Origin of the sequence: Serpentinicella sp. ANB-PHB4, from assembly GCF_031432315.1 — a bacterium.
In the GTDB taxonomy this organism is placed as follows: domain Bacteria; phylum Bacillota; class Clostridia; order Peptostreptococcales; family Natronincolaceae; genus Serpentinicella.
Window position 1 is genome coordinate 1 of sequence record NZ_JAVKGO010000003.1, and the last position, 13,907, is coordinate 13,907.

The 13,907-nt window shown below is 32.5% G+C and carries 16 protein-coding genes; 12 read left to right on the plus strand and 4 right to left on the minus strand.

The window, feature by feature from the left end:
• Nucleotides 1-131 precede the first annotated feature (131 nt).
• Nucleotides 132-305 carry a 4Fe-4S binding protein gene (locus tag RH915_RS03605; protein ID WP_310477951.1) on the minus strand — a complete coding sequence of 58 codons (174 nt, stop codon included), beginning with the start codon at nt 303-305 and terminating at the stop codon, nt 132-134.
• Nucleotides 306-490: 185 nt separating this feature from the next.
• Between RH915_RS03605 and RH915_RS03610 the strand changes: the two genes are divergently transcribed.
• The 10 genes from RH915_RS03610 to groL all read left to right on the plus strand — a co-directional run bounded on the left by RH915_RS03610 (nt 491) and on the right by groL (nt 11,004).
• Nucleotides 491-1,303, plus strand: a complete 813-nt coding sequence (locus RH915_RS03610) for an Asp23/Gls24 family envelope stress response protein (protein WP_310477952.1) — start codon at nt 491-493, stop codon at nt 1,301-1,303.
• A 168-nt stretch (nt 1,304-1,471) separates the two neighbouring features.
• Entirely contained in the window at nt 1,472-2,728 is a 1,257-nt protein-coding gene (locus tag RH915_RS03615; protein ID WP_310477953.1) for a Glu/Leu/Phe/Val family dehydrogenase, read from the plus strand.
• A 298-nt stretch (nt 2,729-3,026) separates the two neighbouring features.
• Nucleotides 3,027-3,938, plus strand: coding sequence for a chemotaxis protein (locus RH915_RS03620; RefSeq protein WP_310477954.1), 912 nt, complete (start codon nt 3,027-3,029; stop codon nt 3,936-3,938).
• A 149-nt stretch (nt 3,939-4,087) separates the two neighbouring features.
• Nucleotides 4,088-4,912, plus strand: coding sequence for a methyl-accepting chemotaxis protein (locus tag RH915_RS03625; RefSeq protein WP_310477955.1), 825 nt, complete (start codon nt 4,088-4,090; stop codon nt 4,910-4,912).
• A gap of 215 nt (nt 4,913-5,127) precedes the next feature.
• Nucleotides 5,128-5,472, plus strand: coding sequence for a hypothetical protein (locus RH915_RS03630; protein WP_310477956.1), 345 nt, complete (start codon nt 5,128-5,130; stop codon nt 5,470-5,472).
• Between the two features lie 328 nt (nt 5,473-5,800).
• A complete protein-coding gene (locus RH915_RS03635; RefSeq protein ID WP_310477957.1) occupies nt 5,801-7,081 on the plus strand; it encodes a PepSY domain-containing protein in 1,281 nt (426 codons plus the stop codon).
• A 72-nt stretch (nt 7,082-7,153) separates the two neighbouring features.
• A complete protein-coding gene (locus RH915_RS03640; protein WP_310477958.1) occupies nt 7,154-8,032 on the plus strand; it encodes a DNA-3-methyladenine glycosylase family protein in 879 nt (292 codons plus the stop codon).
• A gap of 16 nt (nt 8,033-8,048) precedes the next feature.
• Nucleotides 8,049-8,756: a DUF554 domain-containing protein gene (locus RH915_RS03645; protein ID WP_310477959.1), complete on the plus strand. Its 708-nt coding sequence runs from the start codon at nt 8,049-8,051 to the stop codon at nt 8,754-8,756.
• Nucleotides 8,757-9,023: 267 nt separating this feature from the next.
• A complete protein-coding gene (groES, locus tag RH915_RS03650; RefSeq protein WP_310477960.1) occupies nt 9,024-9,308 on the plus strand; it encodes a co-chaperone GroES in 285 nt (94 codons plus the stop codon).
• 49 nt (nt 9,309-9,357) lie between these two features.
• Nucleotides 9,358-11,004 carry a chaperonin GroEL gene (gene groL, locus RH915_RS03655; protein WP_310477961.1) on the plus strand — a complete coding sequence of 549 codons (1,647 nt, stop codon included), beginning with the start codon at nt 9,358-9,360 and terminating at the stop codon, nt 11,002-11,004.
• A gap of 117 nt (nt 11,005-11,121) precedes the next feature.
• Here groL and RH915_RS03660 read toward each other — a convergent pair whose 3' ends face one another.
• From RH915_RS03660 to RH915_RS03670, 3 genes are read right to left on the minus strand one after another with little or no spacing between them, the layout of a single operon-like run.
• Nucleotides 11,122-11,403 carry a spore coat protein gene (locus RH915_RS03660; RefSeq protein ID WP_310477962.1) on the minus strand — a complete coding sequence of 94 codons (282 nt, stop codon included), beginning with the start codon at nt 11,401-11,403 and terminating at the stop codon, nt 11,122-11,124.
• Between the two features lie 34 nt (nt 11,404-11,437).
• Nucleotides 11,438-11,683 (minus strand): hypothetical protein, encoded by a 246-nt coding sequence (locus RH915_RS03665; protein ID WP_310477963.1) that lies wholly within the window; start codon nt 11,681-11,683, stop codon nt 11,438-11,440.
• A gap of 31 nt (nt 11,684-11,714) precedes the next feature.
• Nucleotides 11,715-11,966, minus strand: coding sequence for a hypothetical protein (locus tag RH915_RS03670; protein ID WP_310477964.1), 252 nt, complete (start codon nt 11,964-11,966; stop codon nt 11,715-11,717).
• A 141-nt stretch (nt 11,967-12,107) separates the two neighbouring features.
• Here RH915_RS03670 and RH915_RS03675 point away from each other — a divergent pair, with 141 nt between their 5' ends.
• Together RH915_RS03675 and RH915_RS03680 are read left to right on the plus strand one after the other, a co-directional pair.
• Nucleotides 12,108-13,205: an aldo/keto reductase gene (locus tag RH915_RS03675; protein WP_310477965.1), complete on the plus strand. Its 1,098-nt coding sequence runs from the start codon at nt 12,108-12,110 to the stop codon at nt 13,203-13,205.
• A 256-nt stretch (nt 13,206-13,461) separates the two neighbouring features.
• The gene (locus tag RH915_RS03680) at nt 13,462-13,860 is read left to right on the plus strand and encodes a thioesterase family protein (protein ID WP_310477966.1); all 399 of its coding nucleotides are present in this window, start codon (nt 13,462-13,464) and stop codon (nt 13,858-13,860) included.
• Nucleotides 13,861-13,907: the final 47 nt, after the last annotated feature.

Here is a 13,907-nt window from a genome sequence, read left to right on the forward strand (position 1 = left end):
GTATTTTCAATAAGTGCATTATTTTTTGAATAAAAAATGCTGGAGTGTTAACCACCCCAACATTTATTATAGAACCATATCCTATAAGGATTTTAAAAGCCTTTCTTTTTTATTATTTCAATCATGTAAACTTATTCTGCAGGAACTGGTGCATCTACTGGACAAACGTTAGCACAGGCACCACAATCGATACATCCTTCTTCTTCGATTACATAAATGTCATCCCCTGCTGAGATTACATCAACTGGACACTCAGGTTCACAGGCACCACAGTTAATACAAGTATCAAGTATTTTATAAGCCATAATATTTCCTCCTTTTATAAAATTATGTAAAAACTACATTAATAGTATTATAACAATAAAGAAAGATTATAAGCAATAATATAGACAATTTTTTTACTAAAAAAATAAATAAGTAAATTATGATAAAATAAAGATAATATTTAAAGAATTAAGAGAAGAATAATGAAGAAAAGGGGTGAGGGTTTGTGAAAGTTATTGTACTTGTGGGCCCAAGTGGCACGGGAAAAAGTTATCAAGCTATGCATGTCGCAAGTAAAGAGGGAATAGCATACATTATAGATGATGGGTTGCTAATTAGAGGTAATAAAGTGCTTGGTGGAATTTCAGCAAAAAAAGAAAAAACCAAATTAGCTGCTGTTAGAAGGGCGCTATTTTCTTCAGAAAAACATTGTAGGGAAATTAGAAGTATTATCAGACGTGAAAACCCAGTGGGGATTTTAATTATCGGGACGTCGGATAAAATGGTTAATATAATTGTAAATAATTTAAAACTTGGAGAAATAAGTAAAAAAGTTTATATACATGATATTGTAACAAAGGAGGACATGCAGTTAGCGAACAGGGTAAGAAAAAAAGAAGGAAAGCATGTTATCCCAGTACCGACATTTGAAATTAAAAAACATTTTTCTGGGTATTTTTTAAACCCGTTAGAAATCTTTAGAAGAAATAAGGATCAGGTACAAGAGGTTGCACAGCGATCAGTAGTTCGACCAACATTCAGTTATCTTGGCCGTTATACCATATCTGATCGGGTGATTAGAGAATTAATTTATTATACATCAAATAAAATAATTGGCATTTACAAAATTGATAATATTCAATTAAAAAGCTCTGAAATAGGAATTATTGTAGAAATGGATTTACAAATTGTATATGGCAACCCAATAAGACCGATAGTAGAGCTGGTACAAGAGCGACTTCGAATTGAAATAGAGGAAATGACATCCTTAAATGTAATAGCTGTAAATGTTTTTGTAAAAAGTTTAATATGCCTCTAAAGTTACAATAGTATGCTTTTTCTATTAATTCTGTATAATAGTTAAGGTGTTTACAGATATATAAATATTGTTATATAGTTAAAGTGTCAGTAAGAAGGTTACGAAAGAATAAAGAGGATGACTTTGCAAACAATAATCGTATACATAATTTAAAGGAGGCTTATGTTTATGTCAGAGAAAACGCTAAATCCTTTTAAGATTGCGCAACAACAGGTTAAATCAGCTTGTGATAAGTTAGGAACAGATCCAAACGTATATGAAATTTTAAAAAATCCAGTTAGAGTAGTGGAGGTATCTATACCTGTAAAGATGGACGATGGAAGCATTAAAACTTTTATAGGGTATAGGTCTCAACATAATGATGCCATAGGGCCTTTTAAGGGTGGCGTTCGTTTTCACCCGGATGTTAATATGGATGAAGTAAAGGCATTATCAACATGGATGACTTTTAAATGTGGTGTTGTTGGCGTACCATATGGTGGGGGTAAAGGTGGCGTTATTGTCGATGTTAAAACCCTTTCTGAAGCTGAGTTAGAAAGATTAGCCAGAGGTTATGCCAGAGCAATTTCACCAATTATAGGAGAAAAGAAAGACATTCCTGCACCGGATGTAAATACAAATGGACAGGTCATGGCTTGGATGGTAGATGAGTACGAAAAAGCTACTGGGCGTTTTGAACCTGGCGTATTTACAGGAAAGCCTGTTAATTTCTATGGTTCTTTAGGTAGAACCGAAGCCACTGGTTACGGTGTTGCAATTATGGCAAGAGATGCGGCAAAGAAAATGAATCTACCTGTGGAAGGTGCTACAATAGCAGTCCAAGGTTTTGGGAATGTTGGAAGCTATGCCGCACTTTACATGAGTAAAATGGGATCAAAAGTGGTTGCTGTTTCCGATTCTTCAACTTGTATCGTTAATAAAAATGGTTTCCATGTACAAAGTTTAATTGACTATGTTCAGAATAATAACGGAGAATTAAAAGGGTATGATGGTGCTGACGAAGAACATGATAGAAGTGCATTAATGACGATGGAAGTTGATATACTAATGCCTTGTGCTTTAGAAAATCAGATTACGTCTAAAAATGCAAATGATATAAAAGCAAAGATTATAAGTGAAGGAGCTAATGGACCAACGACTCCTGAAGCCGATGAAATATTAAAGCAAAAAGGTGTTGTGGTTGTTCCTGATATTCTTGCCAATGCCGGTGGTGTAACTGTATCATACTTTGAATGGGTACAAAATCTAATGCGATACAGCTGGTCTTTTGATGAAGTTCAGGAAAAACAAGAAAAGCTTATGGTGAGTGCTTTTGAAGAAATATGGCAACTTATGAATCAACATAACGTAGATATGAGAACCGCTGCATATATGATGTCAATCAAGAGAATAGCAGACGGCATGAAGCTAAGAGGGTGGTATTAAACTAAATGAACCCGAGTCTAAAGACTCGGGTTTTGTACGTTTACTTCCTGTATATTTTTAATATTGTTTAAACAAGAGGGGGTAAGTAAGAAAACAAATAAAAATCTAAAAAAACAATAACATTTGCAACAAAAAAATCAACAAATTCGTAGGATAAAGGTTTAGTTTTAAACTTTGTTTGTCATATGTAATTCTCTAAAGAAAATAAAAGATTGAATAAGTTAAATTTATGGTATAATTTAAATATTACATACTTTAATTTAAGTAAGCGGAATATTTAAAATAAGGGGGAGTTGTTATGACAAATAACCAAGGAATTCTATTAGAAAGTGGAACAAATGAATTGGAAATTGTGGAATTTAAGATTGGTGATAATTATTTTGGTATAAATGTTGCAAAAGTAAGAGAAATTATTCCTTACACTCCAGTTACTCAAATCCCTAATGCACATCCATGTGTAAAAGGAATTTTTAAAATAAGAGACTCAGTCATTACTGCAGTAAACCTACCTAGCTATTTAAACATTAATACAAATCATGAGAAAGATAGCTTCTTTATTATTGCTCATTTTAACAAAATGTCTGTAGGATTTGAAGTGCATCAAGTTGTTGGTATACATAGAATATCCTGGGAGCATATTGAAAAACCAGATGCAACTATTTACGGTGGACATGAAGGTATTGCAACAGGAATTGTTAAGTATGATGATCGCTTAATTTTAATATTAGATTTTGAAAAAATCTTGACGGATATTAGTCCAAGAACAGGAATACAGAAGGATGCAATTAAAAATTTAGGACCAAGGGATAGAAGCGATAGACCTATCCTAATTGCTGAAGATTCAGAGCTATTGATGAAAATGGTAAAGGAGTCTTTAGTGGAAGCTGGATACGAAAATATTGTTGTGACAGCTAATGGAAGAGAAGCTTGGGACCTATTACAAAAATATAAGAATAATAAATCTGTACCTTTAAAGGATCAAGTTGCATGTGTAATTACGGATATCGAAATGCCTCAAATGGATGGACACCATCTTACAAAGAAAATAAAAGAAGATGAAGAACTTTCAAAACTGCCAGTGATTATCTTTTCATCCTTAATAAACGAAGCAATGAAGTTAAAGGGAGAAAGCTTAGGGGCAAATGCACAAATAACAAAACCTGAAATTGCAGATTTAGTTGGTGTTGTAGACCGACTGATTCTTAAATAATTTAATTAAAAAGTCATAGGCATCACTTAATAGGTTATCTATGGCTTTTATAATACACATATTTACCATTTGATATTAATATGAAATCTCTGATATAATGTGTACTAAAATCTATTGTGAATTAACCTAGTGATAAGGGGGCTTCGGAAGTGAATAAAATTAACGAATACAGAGAATCATTTAAGTTATTAGTACCATTTTTTTCCGAAATGATGAGTGGAGCTATGATAGGAATTAACGATTTAGAGCAGGCTTTAGAATTTTATGACGGGAAAAAATTTCATGATATGTCAGACTTCCCCCTAGATAAGAAGTCTGCCGCTTACGAGTGTATACATAACAAAGAGACAGTAAAAAAGATAGTAAATCTAGAAGAACACAATTTAACATACAAGGCAATTGGTATTCCCATATTGGAAGACGACAATGTAATTGGGTCCTTTGGCGTACGTGTGGATGTTAAAAATAGTAGCGATATAGAAGAGTTAACCAACAATCTTTCTAGTAGCCTGCAGGAAGCCTCGCAAGTAGTTACAAGTATCGCTTCAGGTACAAGAGAAGCAGTAAAAGTAAATGATGACATTGTAGGTGCATTAAAAGAAACGGTTAATTTAGCAGCGAACACGGATGATATTTTACAGTTTATAAATAGTATTGCTGGAAATACGAATCTATTGGGTTTAAATGCATCTATAGAAGCTGCAAAAGCAGGGGAAGCAGGACGTGGTTTTAGTGTGGTTGCAACAGAAATAAGAAAACTTTCTTTATCAAGTAAGGAGTCTACTGATAAAATCAGAGATATATTAGAAGACATTAAAAAATCCATAGAGAGTATAGAATCTAAGGTGGAAGATAATAATATGGCTTTTGCTGATCAAGCATCTAGTCTTGAGCAGCTTTCTAGTGCGGTAGAAGATATTACCATCAATTCCAAAGCATTAGAAGAATTAGCTTCAGATTGGAAAAATAATTAATATAAAAGAATAAGGGATAAATCATTAATAAACCTCTAACTTTACAGATGAATTACGATGTGCCTGTTAAGTAGAGGTTTTAAAATTTTTTTATCAGCAGTGGAGTCCGAATTACTTATAAGTAGATTCTATAATACCAAGACTTAATGTATCCAAATTTAAAAGCATAATATATATATAAAAGTTAAAGCATATATTTATGTGGGGTGATCAATGTGGGTGCAGAAAAAAAGGTAAATCAAAAAAAATTATTAGCATTATCTCGTAAGGTTCTAAAGAAAAAGAATAAACGGACTTTTGAATCTTTTTTTGCTCATTTTGAAAATGGGTATTGCAAGATAGATATATATAATAAAACGATCGATAAAAAGATATATATAACAGAGGCATTAGTCATTTTTTATTTTGAATTTAGTTTAGAATTGCATCTGAAAGGAACAAATGAATTTGATATCCTTCCACTAAAGTATAAAAATATAGATAATATAATGATAAAAGATGAAGATAATACCATTGAAATTCATTTGAATACCGATGAAATTTGGCATATGACTTACTAGGGTTGATTTGGTTTAGGCGTAAAATTAAGACATGATTTTCCGGAAGCTTGTAAAACAACAACGGAGGGCATTTTTTTTGTTTTAAAATTAAAAAAAGTACATCCTCTAGGGGCATTTTGATCCCAAGTAATAAAGAAGTGTTTGCATTTTAAACAATTAACTTGTGGTTTAGGCATAAAAGTCTCCTAAATTAAAATTTTTTAATCTTATTAATTATAGCATACTAAAATAAAATATATTGTTCAAGTTTGCCATAAAAAGAGTCTATTGGACTCTTTTTATTTTTATGTTAATATAGAGAAGGGGTATCCTAAATTAGGAGGCGCATATGAAAAAATATATTATATCTATATTAATAGGTGTGTTATTAATAAGCATTGGTTTTAATTTTGCATTGAACTCTAGATTGCAATTTGTCGATAATAAAGTCTTGGAAATAAATAGGACAATCGGATTGAATGTAGAAAGAAACCTGCGTCAAAGTATAAGGTCAACAAACGAACTAATTGAAAATGAGTCAGAGGAAAATTTACTCCTTTTACAAAGAACAATAGATGATTTAGCCCTTTCCTTTGAGCAGTGGCTATCTATTAATCAAACGGAGACAAGACCAAACGTACAAATGCAAAAAGGTTTAAGTGGTATTGAAGGAACCAGGAATATGATACTCCATCAATTAGATAGACAGTTTAAATTAAACAATAACAAATTAACAGAATTTGAAGTAGAAATGCTAGAAAAGGTTAAAGAAAATATGGAGCGTTTGCTATCAGTTTACCACAATATAGAAGAACGAGTGGGGGATATGAGTAATCCTTTTTCTGATGATAGTGGGTTAGTAGAAACTGCAAACAATTTAGAAGAAATAAGTCGCCTTTACAGGCATAGTAGGATTCCAAACGAACATCCAACTTATATAGGTTACAACACTGCTGTAAGGAAGGCGAAAGAACAATTTTCTGATCTTGAGAATTTCAGGTTAAGTGGAGAAGAAGTTGTTAAAATAAGGGAAGGGACGCATTACTACGAATTAGAGTTTCTTGATTCCGAAAGCATTGCATATGTCATATGGGTAGATGCTGAAAATGGTCAAATAAGAAATTATGAGAACAGGCAAGCACTTAGTGGGGAAGGTATGCTTGAAAAGAGTGATGCCATAGGTATTGCAAAAACATTTTTACGTAGATTTTTTGATGAAGAAATAATAGATGAAGTTTTTCTTATCAACGATGAAGCTCAATCGATTTATGCATTTCGTTTTACACCCGTAGATGGTGACGTTGAAATGGTTAGTGATGCCCATTTAATAAATGTTTGTGCCATATCGGGACGTGTGTTGAGATATAGCAATAATTTTAGTAATACCAGAGTGAACGTGCCAGAAGATTTCTCATCCTTAGCATCTCTTAATAAAATAAGTAGAAACTTAAACAGTCCAGAGTATAGAGGACTAGCAGCAATAAGAACTTTTGAAACAAGGTATAAACCGACTTTAACTTATAGTTTCCGAGTAACTGAAAATGAACAAAATCTAAATCTATATTTTGATGTAAAAACAGGTCGTCTTGTTCATGAATTGTTTTATATTTACGAAGAACTAGAGTTGTAATTCTGAAAAAGTATTGCCCCAGAATGGATTGAATCCACTGGGGTTTTCTGTATGTTATGAAAGGAGAAAAAAGTGAAATATAACATAATATATAAACCAGAGAAGATTACTGTTAAAGGGTTAAAACAATTTAATCCTGTACACATTTTTGAATGTGGACAATGTTTTCGTTGGAATAAAGAGGACAATGGTATATATACTGGTATCGCCCATAAAAAAGTGATAAGTGTTATAAAAAGTGAAGAGAATACTATATTTGAGAATGTAGATAAAAATGATTTTGATACAATATGGTTTAATTATTTTGACCTACGCAGAGATTATCAAGAAATACAGGATGATTTAAGGAAAAATGATAAAGTTATGTGCCAGGCAATTGATTTTGGAGAAGGAATAAGAATACTAAATCAAGAACTATGGGAGACAATAGTATCTTTTATTATATCTGCAAATAACAATATACCAAGAATTAAAAAAAGTATCGAAATGATCTGTGAACGATATGGTGATTATATTGGCACATACAATGGGAAAAAACGGTATGGGTTTCCGGATCCACATATTATAAAACAGTTAAGTGAAGCAGACTTAAAAGCATGCAATGTGGGATACAGAGCTTCTTATATAATTGGTGCAGCAAGTTATTTTGATAATGGAAGATTAACCCAAAAATTAAATCATGTAAGTGCAGAAGAAAGTCAAAAAAAACTTATAGCATTGCCAGGAGTTGGACCAAAAGTTGCTCATTGTATTAATGTATTTAGTTTAGAAAAGAGAGAAGCTTTTCCAGTAGACGTTTGGATTAAGCGTATTATGGAGCATTTATACTTTAATACGCCAACATCTACTAAAAAGATACAGGAATTTGCAGATAATAAATTTGGATTATGGGCAGGTTACGCACAACAATACCTATTTTATTATGGTAGAGAAATGAATATAGGGAAATAAACAAGGGGGAGCATGCATGCAAGGAACATTGGTAAATACAGTAGCGATCATTATAGGGGGGTTACTAGGGGTTTTACTTAGGAAGGGCATTCCAAATAATTATAAGGAAACGATTATGCAGGGGTTGGGATTGTGTGTGGTTATGATCGGACTAATGGGGGCTTTGAAAGCGGATAATATATTAATTGTGATCTTTAGTATTGTTATAGGTAGTATAATTGGAGAAGCCTTGAAAATTGAAAAAAGGTTAAATCAGTTTGGTAATAGTATAGAAAAACTATTTGGTAAAAGCGAAGGTGGAGTAGCAAAAGGTTTTGTAACTGCTAGTTTAATTTATTGTGTGGGAGCAATGGCGATTGTTGGAGCATTAGATAGTGGTTTAAAGGGAGATCACAGCACACTCTACGCTAAATCAGTACTAGACGGGATCTCGTCCATTATATTTTCATCCACCTTAGGGATCGGCGTTGTTTTATCTGCTGGAGCGGTATTTATTTATCAAGGGTTTATAGTTATATCCGCTTCGGTTGTAGAACCCTTGTTAACAGAGTATGTTATAGAACTAATGTCTGCTATAGGAGGACTTTTAATATTAGGAATTGGTCTTAGTATACTTGGTATAAAAAAAGTTAATGTGGCAAATATGTTACCAGCTGTATTTATGCCTATTCTATTTTTTATACTAGAACCGTACTTTTCTAATTTAGTTAATCGAATTTTCTAGGATATAGTCTGTATTTTAAATGTAGCTCATTAACTAAAATACATGTAAATTTTACCTAATATGCGTAAAATAGTGAAAATCTAAAAAAAAGTTCAAAAACAAAAGAAAAACGTTTAATAACCTATAAAAACGGTCAATAATAGCACTAAATGAAATTTGCTACGCAAAAAAAAATTATATAACATGATAAATGTAATTAGCACTCACTTCTAGTGAGTGCTAATAAAAAAATAAAAAATAATATTTAAAATATAAGGAGGTTACTTTATGAGTATTAAACCATTAGGTGACAGAGTTGTAATTAAAAAACTAGAAGCTGAAGAAAAAACCCAAAGTGGTATCTTTATCCCAACAACGGCTAAAGAACAACCACAAATGGCTGAAGTTATTGCTGTAGGCCCAGGTGGGGTTGTAGAAGGTAAAGAAGTAACGATGGAACTTAAAGTTGGAGATAAAGTAATATTTTCTAAATACGCAGGAACAGAAGTAAAGTTCGAAGGAACTGAGTACACAATATTAAAGCAAAACGATGTTTTAGCAATTGTAGAATAACATAAGTATAAATACATAGTATAGATTAAAAATTAGGAGGTTTATAGATATGGCAAAGGAACTAAAATTTAGTGAAGAAGCACGTAAAGCCCTAGAAGCTGGTGTAAATAAATTAGCTGATACTGTAAAGGTTACTTTAGGACCTAAAGGAAGAAATGTAGTAATTGATAAAAAATTTGGATCACCTCTAATAACTAATGATGGTGTAACGATTGCAAAAGAAATTGAATTAAGTGATGCATATGAAAATATGGGTGCACAACTTGTTAAAGAAGTTGCGACAAAAACAAACGATGTAGCTGGTGATGGAACAACTACTGCAACTTTATTAGCTCAAGCAATTATAAGAGAAGGAATTAAAAATGTTGCTGCTGGTGCAAATCCAATGATTATGAAAAAAGGAATTCAAAAAGCAGTAGATGCAGCTGTTAAAGAATTACAAAGCATATCAAAATCAATAGACAGCAAAGAAGCAATTGCACAAGTTGGGGCTATTTCAGCTGCTGACGAAGAAATAGGAAAACTAATTGCAGATGCCATGGAAAAAGTAGGTAAAGATGGTGTTATTACTGTAGAAGAGTCTAAATCAATGGGAACAACATTAGACGTTGTTGAAGGTATGCAATTTGATAGAGGATACTTATCACCATATATGGTTACAGATTCTGAAAAAATGGAAGCTGTATACAATGATGCATATATTTTAATTACGGATAAAAAAGTTACTAACATACAAGATATATTACCATTACTTGAGCAAATTGTTCAGCAAGGTAAAAAGCTATTAATCGTAGCGGAAGATGTTGAAGGAGAAGCTTTAGCAACATTAGTTGTAAATAAACTAAGAGGAACATTTGAATGTGTTGCAGTTAAAGCACCAGGATTTGGAGATAGAAGAAAAGCAATGTTAGAAGATATTGCAATTTTAACTGGTGGAACTGTTATTTCTGAAGAATTAGGTTATGATTTAAAATCAACAACAGTTGATATGCTTGGAACAGCGAGAAGCATTAAAGTGGATAAAGAAAATACAACAATCATTGAAGGAAATGGAGATCAAAAAGCGATTACTGATCGTGTAAATCAGTTAAAAGCACAAATTGTTGAGACAACTTCTGAATTTGATAAAGAAAAGTTACAAGAAAGATTAGCGAAGCTTTCAGGAGGCGTAGCTGTTATACAAGTAGGAGCTGCTACTGAAACAGAGCTTAAAGAAAGAAAACTAAGAATCGAAGATGCACTTAACGCTACAAGAGCAGCTGTTGAGGAAGGAATTGTATCCGGTGGTGGTACAGCACTGATCAACACAGTTTCAGCAGTAGAATCAATTATTGATACTGTTGAAGGTGACGAAAAAACAGGGGTTAAAATTATTAGAAGAGCTCTTGAAGAACCACTAAGACAAATTGTTGAGAACGCAGGATTAGAAGGTTCAGTTGTCGTAGAAAAAGTACTTAATTCTGAAACTGGCATTGGATTTGATGCATACAACGAAAATTATGTAAATATGATAGATTCAGGTATTGTTGATCCTACAAAAGTTACAAGATCAGCATTACAAAACGCAGCTTCTATATCAGCTATGCTATTAACAACAGAGTCAGCAGTTGTTGATGTTAAAGAAGAAGAACCTGCTGCACCAATGGGTGGCGGAATGGCAGGAATGGGTGGCATGGGCGGCATGCCAATGATGTAAGCAAAAAAGCTTATATAAACGGGTATTCAAAATGAATACCCGTTTTTTTTTATGGCTCTTTGTGAATAGTTGGGGGGAGATTATATTTAATCCCACTCGATTATAACAGTAGAGTGCTTATTTTAATTCGTTCTTCATTTGTTGATATTTTGTTTTTGCACTTTGTACATCCTGGGATTGGGCTTGCTTAGTTGCATACCAACCTCTTTGTTGCATGGCATTGAATAATTGGTATTGAATCTCCTGTGTCTCGTTTAAACACTGGGTTAATTGTTGTCTTAAGTTAGTGCAAGAGGACTCAGTAATACCTGTGTTGTATGCAGAGGTTACTTGCTTTTCAGAAGCAAGTAAATCATTCATCAACTCTTTTTCTGAAAAATTAGGATGATTGTTATTCATAAAAAAACCTCCTGTAAATTATTTTTAAAAGCTACTATTGATGTGAATTTAAATAGTTTAATAAGTTGTCGTAATGTTGCTTGTGTTTTTGTGCTGACTGTTGACATAAATTTTTAAGTTCTGCATCTGTGCAATAATCTGCATAATTAGAAAACTTTTTATTCATCAGCGCTTCATAGTTTAGTTGATCTTCTACAACCTTTAGGTTATTAGCATCAATTTTTTGTGCAGATTGGACATTCATATTCTGATTGTTTTTATTGTCGTTTACACTAAACATAACATATTACCTCCTTTAAATTAATTTAGACTTAACCCATTGGAAAATTATCATCTTCGTCAATTATCGCTTCATCTTCAATATTTTGGTTCTCCTCAGCTGGATTGGCCATATTATTGTTTTCAAAACCATTGGAAGCATGATCGTAGACCATATGCTCATTGATTAAATTGCTCAGTGGATACTCAGATCTAGTAGCAGAATTTAAAGCATTTACTAAGGAAACAGACTGTAAGTTGTTATTATCAGCTTGTTTCTTTCGACGACCATTCTCATCAGCCATAATTACCCTCCTTGTTTTTTAAAATTACAAGTCGCACTATTATTATGAAACAGAAAGGGTAAAATAATTATACAAATTCAAAATAGAAATAATGCATTTTATGTTGTATAATGAAGAAAAAGTATAAAAAGGAGGGATTTTGTGATTTATAGACAATATGGACAAACTGGAAAAAATGTGTCCGTAATTGGTCTTGGTGGAATGCGATTTGGCGAAGATGAGGACTATGCTGTAGAGATTATAAAAAAAGCTCATGAATTGGGAATCAATTACTTTGATACTGCGCCTTATTATTGTGGAGATAGAAGTGAATATATATACGGAAAAGCATTTGAACAAATAAAAGACAATTTTTATACAGCAACCAAAAGCGGTATTTTCAATGAACCGACAGCTGACGATGTTAGAAGGCGTATTGATAAATCATTAAAAAGATTAGGCATAGATAAAATTGACTTTTATCATATGTGGTGTATTATGGATTTAGCCCAATATGATAATGTAATGGCACCTAATGGACCTTATGAAGGCGCATTGAAAGCAAAGAATGAAGGATTAATTGATCATTTAGTTTTCTCAACCCATTGTAAAGGGGAAGATATACGCAAGATTATAGAAGATAAAGTTTTCGAAGGTGTGTTATTAGGCTATAATGTTATTAATCATCCCTTTAGGCAAGAGGGAATAAATGCAGCTATCGAGCAGGATATGGCTGTTGTAACAATGAATCCCTTAGGTGGTGGGTTAATACCAAATAGTCATGAATATTTTGATTTTCTTAAAGAAAGGGATGACGAAACAGTTAGTCAAGCGGCTTTGAGATTTAATATTGCTCAGCCTGGTGTAACTGTAACTTTAGCTGGAATTTCAACATTAGAAGAGTTGTATGAGAATGTTAAAACCCTTGATTATCCTGTAACCGTTAGTGATGAGAAAAAAATAGAAATTCAAAGTAAGATTACAAAGAAAATGGACACACTATGTACAACATGTGGCTATTGTTTAAAGTGCCCTAAAAAAATAAAAATAAATCGCTACCTTGAAGCTTATAATATGACCCTCCTTAAAGATGCAGATGAAATGAAAAAACATTTAACATTTCTTAAAACAGAGGGGGCTTTAAAAAGTGAAAGTGTTGGAGCGAAAGATTGTATCTCCTGTGGTAAATGTGAAATTTTATGTACGCAAAAAATCCCTATAGTGAAACGGCTACAAGAAATAAGTGAAATGAATTTTTAATTTTTTTTCACATAACGATAAAGTAATAACTATTAATATAGTAATACAGCATTTTGTTTAAATGAGAAAATTGCATAATTAATTTACACGAATAAATATAAAAGAGGTCGCTCCTCATTTGTTGCGATGTATCATTGTATTCTAAAAACAAACAAGTCGACAAATTCGAAACAGGTTGAATTTTATATTTATTCTATAAAAGCTAGTTATGATTTAATTATGCACTTTCCTCAAATACTTAAGAGAGGTGATGGTTATGGCCTTTGATTTGAAAATGGGAATGAAAGCAAGAGTGGAAATTACAGTTGGAGCAGAAGATACAGCAGTTGCTTTTGGAAGTGGTGGTGTTAAGGTTTTAGCAACTCCAAGAATGGTTGGTATAATGGAAAATGCTGCATTACAAGCCGTTGAGGATTATTTACCGGAGGGGTATACAACGGTTGGGACGGATGTAGACATTAAACACTTTACTGCGACACCAATGGGAATGAATGCTTATGCTGAAGCTGAACTTGTAAAAATAGAAGGTAAAAAACTACTATTTAAAGTTATTGCCTATGATGAAAAAGACAAGATCGGTGAAGGGTTACACGGAAGATTTATAATAAATTTAGAGAAGTTCATGGAAAAAACAGAAAATAAAGCTAAAAGTTAAAAAGCCATAAACAACTTTTTACGACAAAAAAACAAAAAAATGTTGAC

What these genes read in the sequence shown, in the direction of transcription:
- RH915_RS03635 (WP_310477957.1), top strand. Translation starts at nt 5,801, where the DNA reads ATGAAAAAATATATTATATCTATATTAATAGGTGTGTTATTAATAAGC.
- RH915_RS03660 (WP_310477962.1), bottom strand. Translation starts at nt 11,403, where the DNA reads ATGAATAACAATCATCCTAATTTTTCAGAAAAAGAGTTGATGAATGAT.
- groES (WP_310477960.1), top strand. Translation starts at nt 9,024, where the DNA reads ATGAGTATTAAACCATTAGGTGACAGAGTTGTAATTAAAAAACTAGAA.
- RH915_RS03645 (WP_310477959.1), top strand. Translation starts at nt 8,049, where the DNA reads ATGCAAGGAACATTGGTAAATACAGTAGCGATCATTATAGGGGGGTTA.
- RH915_RS03680 (WP_310477966.1), top strand. Translation starts at nt 13,462, where the DNA reads ATGGCCTTTGATTTGAAAATGGGAATGAAAGCAAGAGTGGAAATTACA.
- RH915_RS03605 (WP_310477951.1), bottom strand. Translation starts at nt 305, where the DNA reads ATGGCTTATAAAATACTTGATACTTGTATTAACTGTGGTGCCTGTGAA.
- RH915_RS03620 (WP_310477954.1), top strand. Translation starts at nt 3,027, where the DNA reads ATGACAAATAACCAAGGAATTCTATTAGAAAGTGGAACAAATGAATTG.
- RH915_RS03615 (WP_310477953.1), top strand. Translation starts at nt 1,472, where the DNA reads ATGTCAGAGAAAACGCTAAATCCTTTTAAGATTGCGCAACAACAGGTT.
- groL (WP_310477961.1), top strand. Translation starts at nt 9,358, where the DNA reads ATGGCAAAGGAACTAAAATTTAGTGAAGAAGCACGTAAAGCCCTAGAA.
- RH915_RS03665 (WP_310477963.1), bottom strand. Translation starts at nt 11,683, where the DNA reads ATGTTTAGTGTAAACGACAATAAAAACAATCAGAATATGAATGTCCAA.
- RH915_RS03670 (WP_310477964.1), bottom strand. Translation starts at nt 11,966, where the DNA reads ATGGCTGATGAGAATGGTCGTCGAAAGAAACAAGCTGATAATAACAAC.